Here is a 10,346-nt window from a genome sequence, read left to right as displayed (position 1 = left end):
AATGCTTGCCAATTGTAATAATAATCATACATACCATTTTAATATCCTTATATGAAGTATAAGTGTAAAGTTATTTCATATCGATAACATTATATACTTTAAAGTATGTATTGATTAGATATGAATTGATTTTTTAAATAACTGTATATAAACAATGAAATTTACTTGGATTTGTTAAGGGTATTTTATGTCAGAAGAAAATAAGGTTAATATGAGCTTTTTGAAAGGATTAGATTTAGATAATTTAGATAAAAACGTTTGTCCAGTCTGCGGTGAACAAGACTGACCATATCCAAAAGATAGAAGATGGGTAAGTGTTCTTAATAAAATGATGGAAGCTTACGCCAAAGGCAATATGGCCAGGGTGAAAAAGCAGTATATATCCTTACTTTCGCTTAGAAAAGCGAATGCATTTTGGCAAGGTGGTAGTTCTCGTAAAGGGAATGAATTATTTGTTGAGAATGCGAAAAAATATAACAACAGCATGAGTTCATTTGGTTTGTTGAGGCACTTTTTCGGAAAGTCAAGTCGAGAAATTCCACTTTCTGAAATCGGTGTGCATGATCAAATTCGCGAATTGATGTGGAAACCAGGTGCATTTGGTAGATCAGAGGAAAGTATTCAATCTCGTTTTATTTCACAAATTCAAAATGGTGAACGAATCGATTTTAAAAATGTTTATGATTTTAAAAAGGAAGCAAAATATCCAGTTTACGACCCACTGTGGGGCATTGGAGGGGCAATAGTTAGTGGAAATTTGACAGATGTTAAGACTGAAAAGTGGGTGATGGATATAATGTATCTGGTGTAATAAATTATAAATTATATGATAAATTTGCTAGCCCATGGGATACATTTAATTGGAGTAAGGAGGAGCTTAATTGGGGTGGAGAGCCATTTGATATTACTGGAGAATGGAAGGAAAATGTAAATTTCCATGTTAAAAGAGATATTTTCGAAAATAAATTAATGAACCTTCTTAAAAAATAAATAATAATTTCGTTAAGGTCGTGCATTATGTGCGACCTTATACCAAGTATTCAATTAAGAAAGATACCAATAATAAATTGGTGGAATAAAGATGCTTAATATGAAAACAAAAGTTATTAATATTGATGCCCATATGGTTTTTTTTACATTTCTTTCTAGTACAAAAAAATAGTTAACCAATATAGTTAAGAAGAAAAAAGTTACAATTGACATAAAAAGCATAGCAACGAACGGCATAACACATCCTTTGTCGAAAAAATTTTCTGTAATCTTATAACCAATCGATCAAAAATTATAGCCCTTACAATAAAGTTAGGGAGGGATTATTATGCTTTAGCAATAACTACATTCCATAAGAAATCAGCCAGTTAAATGAACCAGCTGATTTTAAGGGGGTTGTGTTCACTTAATACATGTTATCAATAAAATGGCTATTTTATACCATATGCAAACAGTATTAAATTTCCCCCTGGACTCACTTCTTCGCCGCAGCCCTTAATTCAGTCACGTTCTTACCCCCAATTCCCCAGTTATCGGTTTCTACTTCATCAATGATCACAAAAGTTGTTGCCGGGTTTTTTCCAAGCACATCCACCAGCAATTGGGTTGCACCTTCAATCAGTTGTTTTTTCTGTTCGGCGGTGGCGCCTTCACGGGTAATTCTGATGTTCACAAATGGCATAAAAATGACTCCTTTTTGGGTTTGTTATAGATAAGTAGGTACAGCAAAAAATAGTCTGACTTATTGATATATGGATATTTACTCGGCTTTTTTCTCTTCTGCGGTGGCGATCCACGCGGCGCAAAACAGGGTCAGGCGGGCAAAAAAATAGAAGAATGCCATTAAGCCAATGACTGAGCCAAAAGCAGCACCAGAAGGAGAGCTGGCAAGGCGTGGTAGCATCATGGTCATAATATATTTGATCACTTCAAATCCCACAGCGGCCATTAAGGTGCCTTTGAACAGGGCTTTTCTTTCCGGGCGATGACGCGGCAAGATCCACAATATCCAAAGAAATAACAAATAATTGGCTGAAATGGAAATGGTCATGCCAATAGATGTCCATGCCGGCCGGAGCCAATCGATGCCTTCCAACCCAAGGACATGGACAATGGTCGCTTGGGCAGAGCCTGCGATGGAAGTCAGTGAAAGGGTCATGACCAACGCAAAAAGCAGACCGCATAAGGAGAAAAAGTCGCGAATATATTGAAAATAAATTTTCTCCTTATCTTCATGATTGCGCTCCCAGACATCCCGTGATTGGGCGAGTATCGCTTCGCGTAAATTTCCGACCCAGTTCAATCCTGAATACAGTGCGATCGCCAAACCTGTCAGTCCCACGGTTGTTCTTTGACTGACCGCCGTGTCTACGCTGTTTTTTAACGTGTTGGCGAGAGCAGGATCGCTGATGCTATTGGCGATACCATTGATCAAACGGGCCAGCAAGTCCGGATTGGATGCCAGCACAAAACCAGCGACGGCAAAAGAGAGCATCAGGATGGGGATTAAAGAGAGAAACGAAAAATAGGTGATGGCCGCACCAAACTGGCTCCCCATTCGGTCGTTGAAACGTTGTGCCGCCCGAATAAAGTGGGCGATAAAAGGAATACGGCGAATGGCATTGCCAATACGAATGGTGACAGAAAGCGCTTTTTTACTGCTGTGCAGCCCTTTCTCTAATGGCGTGAAATGCTTCCCTGTATTGAAGGGTTCCCTTTTTTCATGGTCACTTGGCATGACATCCCCTGGCGAAAAAACGATATGTGAAAAAACGGTATGCGAAAGAAAAAAGAGTAACAGGCAAAATGGAAAAGGCAACTGGTGAGGGAGTACAAAGAAGTACGGTAGCCGAATATTGGCTACCGTACCGAAGATCAAGGATTGATCATGATGATCAATCTTATTGACGGCCTTTAACTTCACTGTGGATTGCTGGAAGCTCAGTATTGTGGCTCTCATTTTTCACAAAAGGTACTTTACCGGAGAAAATATCTTTTTGTGCTGAGGCGGCCAAATCGGCGATGGAACCCGGTACATTAATCCCTAAGTTTTTGCCCTGATCGTAGCCCGCGACAGATTGTTGATTAATTTGCGCAGTATTCAGTGAAACAGCACCTTGTGCGCTGTCAATTTTGCCGCCCACTAAAGATGTTGTACCAGAAACATCCAGATTAACCCCTTGAGTGCCAGTCAATGTGGTTTGTTGGCCGACGGCTTCCCGATCGAGCGTATCGTAATTGCCTTTGAGTTTGCCGTTGAACCCTTTGAACGTGGCTTGCAGTTGCTCTTTCAAACTTGGCGCCTTTTCTTCGGGTTTGGCGTTGTCAGCTTTAGCCGGATCATCCCCTTTGACGGTTTTGCTATAACCTAAACCGGCATCCAGACCCACATTCAGGCTATGGGTGCTGTCTTTGCGGCTTTCGACATTGAAATTGCCGCCGACGTTACCCGTGACCTGATCCGCCGTCACATTCGCGCCTTTGAGAGACGTATCTCCGGCACTGGTCAGGCTGACATTGCCGCCGGAAACCTGAGCGTTATGGTGAGTGGTCTGATCCAGTTGGTTGACGCCAAATTTCAATTCACCACCGAGGTTATATTTGTTATCGAAGATTTTGTTCGCTGGATCGTCGGTTGCCGCCGCATTACCCGCCGCGCTATCACTCCCTTCATTTTTGCGGGCGGTGGAGGACATGCCTCCTTTCGCTTTAGCGTCGATGTTCCAGCCATTGGCGTTGGCCGTATCTTCGGCTGAGGTCAGTTCGATTTTTCCCTGCTGTGCCGTTAAATCGACCTGTTTGCCAGAGACATTGGCACCTTGTAACGCCAGATTATTGCCTGCGTGCAGATTGGCGCCTTGCCCACCCGTGATATTGCTGGTTTGAGCTGTCGTCGTGCTTTGATTATCGGTGTGATAACCCCCACCGAGGCCACCACTGAAATTCTTACCATCAGGATGAGTTCCCACGGTCAGGGAAACCTCGCCATGGTAACCATTGCTTTGTTTCTCAGTGCGATCAGTGGCCTGATTGAACTGGATATTGCCGCCTGCATCAACGTTGGCTGAACCTTTGCCCGCATTCATTGAGGTGCCTTGGTAACGGGCATCTCTGGTCACCTGAACCTGAATGCCGTTTTGGGCGTTGATGCTACCGGTCACTGCGTTGGTATTGTTGTGGGACGTTTCCTGATGGCTGCCACTGCCGTTGCCACTGACGGTGATATCTGCCGTCGTTTTGGTGTAGACGCGCAAGTTGGCATTGCCTGTGGTGTCAGCGGTATGCGTGTTTTGGCTGTTGGTTGCAGATTCACTGGTATGGCTGCCGGCCGTCAGCGAGATACCGCCTTTATTGGCTTGGTATTGTGTGCCTTGATCATAGATATCACCGTTTGTTGTGACCTTGATATCGCCGGCCTTGATGGTCGTCACTACCGCATTGGACTGCTGGGTGTTGGTGTAACGGCTGTGGCCATTCATCGCCAGTTCAATACCTGCATTAGGCAGATCCGTCTTCGTGATGGCGGTATCTAGTTTCTTATCGGCGGCAGCCTTGGCTGTTTTTTCCGCTGGGCGAGTGGTGGCACTGTAATCGACCGTCCCGCTGATCTCACCACCGACCTGTAATTGACGATTTGAACTGGATTCGGTATTGGCGGTTGCCACATTTTTAACGCTGCTGGCATTGGCTTGATAGGTGCCTTGCACTTGGTGATGTGTACCCTGTTGCTTCAATTCACCCATGGCATTGAGCTCAAGGTTGCCAGTCACTTGGGTTTTTGCCACTTCTGGCGTGGTTTGGTTTTGGGATTTTCCATCGCGGTTGACGGTTCCTTCAACACCACTGCCGAGTTTATCCATGCCGCCGGTAACAAACACACTGCTACTCAGTTTTTCTTGTGAGGTTGAAGTTGAGGTGCTGTTTTCTCCCGCCAGCAAGGCAATGTTATCCCCAGTAATTCTCGCATCGCCTTGGGTTGTGACCAATGTAGTCCCAGTGACGGTGACATTTTTGCCGGCATTGACGATGAGATTGCCACCATTCAGCTCTGATGGGCGTTGGGTTGTGTTTTCATCTTGCTGTTTATCGAGTGTGTGATTAAAACCCACACCCGCACGATATTGGTGATCTTTCATCTCCTTGGCGTAATACTTCAAACCAAGGTTGGTTTTTTCCTGTTGGTGCTGATTTTTCTCACCATAATTCAGGATATTGATATTGCCTGACGTATTCAGTTGCAGTTCACCGACACTTTTTGCCAGACTGCCAATGACATTGATGTCTTTATTACTGAGTAATTTCAGGTCGGCGTCAGAACTCAAATGACTGCCGGAAGATTTTTGCTGCTGATTGTGTTCCTGATTGGTATTTTTGGTGATATTGAAGATGGTTCCTTTTCTTTCATCCACCTCTTTATACGTATGGCTGACCGCGTTATCGATGGTCAACTGTCCGTCATGGGCTGCAACATAGGCCCCTTTTTGGGCTTTGACTTTACTGCCCGTAATGGTGACGCCATTTTTGCCGTTCAGCAGCAAGTGCCCGCCCGCCGTCACTTCGGAAATATGGTGGGTTTCTGATGTATCACGGTTATCTTTCTTGCTGCCACCCGCAATCCCGCCCCAATAGGTTTTATCCTTGGCAAGGGACTGATCATCCACGAGGGACTGAACGCTAATATTGACTTGCTGATCCGCAGAAATAATCAGGTTCTTACCCGCGTTTATGTGAGTTCCGGTAATGTCCACATTGCCTCCGGCCCTGATGCCTAAATCGCCGCCTGCGTCCAATTCATTGCCGGTACTTCTCTGCGTGGTATTGGTCTTCTTCCAGTTACCCGTTTGCAATGATGCAGTATGGTTCTTTTGATAGCCTTCTTCGGAAGTCATTTCGGATTCCACCAGACTTGCCAGTTTCACCTCTTTCTGGGCAGAGACGGACAACTGGTTTCCGGCGTGGATCTTACTGGCAAGAATTTCAGCATTACCTTCACTGGCGGTCAAATGAACATTTTCACGCGCTTTGATGGTATTGCCTTCATACTGCGTTTTTTCATTCTTATTGGTGACATCATACTGCCAGGTTATTTTCCACTGTTCGTTGGTGTTCTGGTCACGCTGGTGAAGCTGTTGACCCTCCAGTTTCAGGTCAGCGCCGGTCAGTTTGACATTATCTCCGTCAATATCGGTTGCCATCACATGATTGTTTTGCCTGGCGACCAGCGTGATGTTTTTACCGGCCAATTGGGTACGGGCAACGGATTCACTGACTTGCTTATGTTCGGTATAAACGCCACTGAAAGTACCTTGGCGATTATTCTTGCCGGTGCTGTCGGATGAAGATTGATTCAGTCGTCCCTGAGACAGCACATTATTGCCTCGCACGCTGATATCGCCGCCTTTCAGGTTGGCGGCTTCCAGTTTGACATCACCGTGAGACTCAATGGCTATGCCGTTATCGGCTGTCATTTTGCCTTGCAGGTTGACACCATTTCCTTCTGCTGTATTTAGCAAACGAATGCGTCCGGCTTTCATACTGCCGAGATAATAACTGTCGAGGGCACCCATGCTGGCTTGTTGGGTATCCAGAATACTGCCATCGGCCGCAATCTTGTTATTCCCTGTCGTGATATTGAGGTCTTTGGTGGTGATCACTTGACCATTCACATCAATTTTGGGCGCAATCAGATTCAGTACATCCTGATGAGATAAGCCATTGTTTCTGATATTCAGGGCATTCTGGTTATCAAAGGTACTGAAATTTTGCAGAATCCCGTTTTCCACCAGCGGGTTACCGACCACCAACGACGCCTGATTGGTATTGATAAAACCACAGCCGTCGCAGGTGATGCCGTTAGGGTTTGCCAGCACATAATCGGCAGCGATACCAAATATTTCCTGTTCGCCGAGCAAGAACGAAGGGTTACGGCTGATCACCTCATTTAAGATCACACTGGCCGCCTGCCCATTGAGGTTGCTGTTGGCCGATAACTGGCCTGCCAGTTGCGATGTCCCATCCTCCAGAGCGTTATTGAACACCGCGCCCATTGGGTCAACGTTGAAATCCTGATATTGGTTATGTGATAGCCCTGATTCAGAAGGTGCGACGATATTCACGACTGTTGCACCGGTATCAGCTTGGATAACATCCGGACTGTGTGCGGCGTCACCGCCGGGGGTAATTCCGTTGGCAAAACTGACGGAACAGGTTGCCAGAATAATCGCCATCGAGGCGGCGAGTTTTCCTGTGGGAGATAATTTAAATTTTTTAATTTCCATATTATTACCTTTATCTACTTTCTTTATTGCCAAGTGGCTGCGGTTAAAAAAACATCAAAAAGTACCAAAAACTAAAAAGTGTAAGAGAAGCGGGTTGATAGTTGCATCGGTTCGTCCGTGCTCCTGTTTTGGTGAGAAAGCAATTTGCCTCGACTTATTTCAACATCCGCAACTAGTTGCTGATAGCGCAGTGTCAAACCGGCACTCAACCCAGCACTGCTTCTCCAGCCATCCTGATCTTGACTGCGATGGCCTTTAATTTGGCCGATATCTACACCGGTACGCAGCGAAAGTGAGCCTTTGCCCATGGGGATTGAGTGGGAAAGCGTGTTTCTCAAATACCAGCCGTTATCAGCCGATGCCCCATTTTGGCTGAACCCGCGGACCGCATTGCGGTCGGTCAGATTGAGCCATTCCACACCGGGTAGCCCGCTTTGGCTGTACTGCGCATAAAATTGGCTGTTAAATCGGTAAGGCACCTCAAAGAGAGTGAAACGCTGTTGTAAATTTGCCGACAATTTCCCTTTGGTAAATTGTTTATTCAGGTCGGTTGTTGAAGTTTGGGCACTAAACCACGGCACTCCCCGCTCAACACTGATATTGAGGGAGAAAAGCCCGGAAGGGATGATTTGTAAGTGGGTCACACCCAATTCAAGGACACTTAATGTCTGGCTGTTGACACGGGTTTGGGATTCATTGAAATAGCTGTTGTAATGCTTGTAAATCAATTGGGTATTCAATGTGCTGATTTGCGATTGATTACGGTGAAAGACCCAATCGGCACGAGCGCCTGTTTGCCGTGAATTCCCGTGCAGTTTGACCGAGGTTAACTGTAAACGGGGATGGCTGATATATTGGGAATAACTGTTGAATCCACTGAACGTGATGGCGCCATAAGGAAGCGAATAGAACAGGGTATAGGCACGATTGTATTGCGTATCGGGTTTATCAACGGTACTGACGCCGCTGAGGCTAACAAAGTCAGATAATCCCAATGGGCTATCAACACTGGCATTGAGCCGCGTTATCCATTTGCCGGTACTTTTCTGCCCATAATTATCGGTGGTGGTGGTTATTCTCCACGGGGAAGTGTGCCGATTGTGCAGCTTGATGATGGATCCCCCATTAACCGTGCCGGGGAGAATATCCAGCGTCGTTTTATTGGATTGCAGACGATTTGCCTGATCCAATCCTTGATCAAGCTGATTCAGGTTGAGGGGGTTATTTGTCAGACGTGGGAATAGAGTCTGGCTATTGACCCAGCGGTCACCGCCTTCTATCGCCTCGACAAAACCTTCAACCACATTGATCCCCAGTTCGCCATTCGCATTAGGGGGAATAAATTTTACCCGTGCCGTAATGTAGCCTTTGGCAATATAAAGGTTCGTGAGTTCCGCTGATAACGTGTTGATGTCATTGTTAGTCATACAGCTGTCAGGCAGGGCACTGAGTGTATTCAAATCCCTTATGGAGAGTAAGGTAATACCTTGAAGATAAACCCCACGGATAGCCAAACAGGGGGCTGTTTCCACTCGCACGGGTGAGACAGTGTGGGGTGTAACGCCATCTGTGCGATGAATTAATCCTTGATGGCGGCGTTCTTCAATTAACTGGTCTATTTCCCGTGAACCATCCTGCAACGTTCTTCTTGCTTCATCTGTAGAGAAAGAAGTTTCATCTGTAGGAAAGACAGGAGTCAGCGCATCAGGCGATGCGCTGACCTGAAATGCCGTACAGAATAAGATAAAGATTGTCGTCCTTTTAATCATGGGATACCCAAATGACAATAGTTGATAGGAAATGTATCGTGTTGGGTTAGGTTTAAACTTCCTAGTTTATTAATTAAGCATTAGAGCATAGAAAATATTTTATGTTGCTCTGATTAACGATTGTTTTTTGTTAAAAATAATAATATTTTTTTATAAATTTACCTTAGTGATTTATGATAATTCATTTTAGTTATGTTTTATCCCTATGTGAAGCGATAAGTGAAATTCAATTTGGGTTAATCCATATTTCAGCATAATAATGAGGTGAAATTAAAAACCTTACTGTATTTTGAGTTTTTTATTTAAAAGTTTTACTTATGGTATTGTGATGAAGAGTATTGAAGCCGAGGGAGTGTAAAACGCAAGAACAGGTATTTTTTAGTCAGATAGTTTTATTGTGCATTAATCATTCATGTAATTATGAATTCATCCATCTTTATTTTATTGTGAAAATAATTACGATACGAAAATCTGACGGCAGGAAAAAACCCTAAAAACAAATATAAAAGAGAAAAAGAGGGATTAAAGGAAATCGGCAGGGTTTTAAGATATCTCTGATTGATTCAGCCAATGAATAATATTCATTGGCTGAAAGATAATGACTTAATACTTAATGAATAAGATATTAAGCCACAATTGGTGCGCGCCAGTCGTCAGAACCAGAAGTACCCGCAGTCGTGTGTTCCCACTCAATCTTACGATAAGAAAGAGAAACGCGAACTAATTGCGTGAATTCTGATTTTGCTGGATCTTGGCAGTGTGGCATTTTGCAATCGATATCAACGATAGTTGCATCTACCAGTTTAGTAGAGAAGAAATGCTCTTGTTTACCTTCGATTGAAGTACGGTACCATTTCAATTCTACTGTCGTCAGCATTTCGCCGGAAGCCAGTGCGTTGTAAAGCAGAGGAACGGCTTTATTCAGTGCAACGGTAAAGCGGAATGGCTTATGCGCACGCTGGCCAGAAGGCTGCCCAGACTGTGGATCAGTTGGAACAGTCACAATGTGGTCAAATTCTTGAACCAGCATTTCATCTTCGTGACCTTGAACAAAGATATTACCTACGGATTCAGCAGTGAATGCGCCAGCAGTAATATTGCCCTGAGTTTTACCATTGATGGAAATATAACATGGAGTTGGCATATGAATATCCTATAAAAATTTACCAATAATTAGTGTAAGTGTTCATTCCTTGCGTGATTATTCCATTTCTTAATCAAATGAAATTATCGCTTACCAAACACTCGGGGCGAATAATAAAGCTGAAATTGCCTAATGCAAAGACATTTGAAAAATGCAACATGCTCT

General features: G+C 44.2%; 7 protein-coding genes. 2 read left to right on the top strand and 5 right to left on the bottom strand.

The features are described from left to right. The first annotated feature begins 328 nt into the window (after positions 1 to 328). Both PSI15_RS11315 and PSI15_RS11310 read left to right on the top strand, forming a co-directional pair. Positions 329 to 811, top strand: coding sequence for a hypothetical protein (locus PSI15_RS11315; RefSeq protein ID WP_273583631.1), 483 nt, complete (start codon positions 329 to 331; stop codon positions 809 to 811). Further along, positions 781 to 990 carry a hypothetical protein gene (locus tag PSI15_RS11310; protein ID WP_273583630.1) on the top strand — a complete coding sequence of 70 codons (210 nt, stop codon included), beginning with the start codon at positions 781 to 783 and terminating at the stop codon, positions 988 to 990. The genes PSI15_RS11315 and PSI15_RS11310 overlap by 31 nt, the downstream gene beginning before the upstream one ends. A 475-nt stretch (positions 991 to 1,465) precedes the next feature. Here the strand turns inward: PSI15_RS11310 and PSI15_RS11305 are convergent, their stop codons facing one another. The 5 genes from PSI15_RS11305 to PSI15_RS11285 form a co-directional block, all read right to left on the bottom strand. Further along, a complete protein-coding gene (locus PSI15_RS11305; protein WP_045957420.1) occupies positions 1,466 to 1,672 on the bottom strand; it encodes a 2-hydroxymuconate tautomerase family protein in 207 nt (68 codons plus the stop codon). 78 nt (positions 1,673 to 1,750) lie between these two features. Beyond that, a complete protein-coding gene (yhjD, locus tag PSI15_RS11300; protein WP_273583632.1) occupies positions 1,751 to 2,728 on the bottom strand; it encodes an inner membrane protein YhjD in 978 nt (325 codons plus the stop codon). Positions 2,729 to 2,891: 163 nt separating this feature from the next. Continuing rightward, positions 2,892 to 7,268, bottom strand: coding sequence for a hemagglutinin repeat-containing protein (locus PSI15_RS11295; protein WP_273583629.1), 4,377 nt, complete (start codon positions 7,266 to 7,268; stop codon positions 2,892 to 2,894). A 71-nt stretch (positions 7,269 to 7,339) separates the two neighbouring features. After that, positions 7,340 to 9,037, bottom strand: coding sequence for a ShlB/FhaC/HecB family hemolysin secretion/activation protein (locus PSI15_RS11290; protein ID WP_273583628.1), 1,698 nt, complete (start codon positions 9,035 to 9,037; stop codon positions 7,340 to 7,342). A gap of 625 nt (positions 9,038 to 9,662) precedes the next feature. Beyond that, positions 9,663 to 10,181: an Hcp family type VI secretion system effector gene (locus PSI15_RS11285; RefSeq protein ID WP_273583627.1), complete on the bottom strand. Its 519-nt coding sequence runs from the start codon at positions 10,179 to 10,181 to the stop codon at positions 9,663 to 9,665. Positions 10,182 to 10,346: the final 165 nt, after the last annotated feature.

The sequence above is a fragment of the Xenorhabdus sp. PR6a genome (assembly GCF_028599065.1).
Classification (GTDB): domain Bacteria; phylum Pseudomonadota; class Gammaproteobacteria; order Enterobacterales; family Enterobacteriaceae; genus Xenorhabdus; species Xenorhabdus doucetiae.
The sequence above is the reverse complement of the archived record's forward strand: the minus strand, read 5'-3'. Positions and strand labels throughout refer to the sequence as shown.

Bases quoted from the DNA above. Each gene is read 5' to 3' on its own strand.
- PSI15_RS11315 (WP_273583631.1), top strand. From the start codon at position 329: ATGATGGAAGCTTACGCCAAAGGCAATATGGCCAGGGTGAAAAAGCAG.
- PSI15_RS11305 (WP_045957420.1), bottom strand. From the start codon at position 1,672: ATGCCATTTGTGAACATCAGAATTACCCGTGAAGGCGCCACCGCCGAA.
- yhjD (WP_273583632.1), bottom strand. From the start codon at position 2,728: ATGCCAAGTGACCATGAAAAAAGGGAACCCTTCAATACAGGGAAGCAT.
- PSI15_RS11295 (WP_273583629.1), bottom strand. From the start codon at position 7,268: ATGGAAATTAAAAAATTTAAATTATCTCCCACAGGAAAACTCGCCGCC.
- PSI15_RS11290 (WP_273583628.1), bottom strand. From the start codon at position 9,037: ATGATTAAAAGGACGACAATCTTTATCTTATTCTGTACGGCATTTCAG.
- PSI15_RS11285 (WP_273583627.1), bottom strand. From the start codon at position 10,181: ATGCCAACTCCATGTTATATTTCCATCAATGGTAAAACTCAGGGCAAT.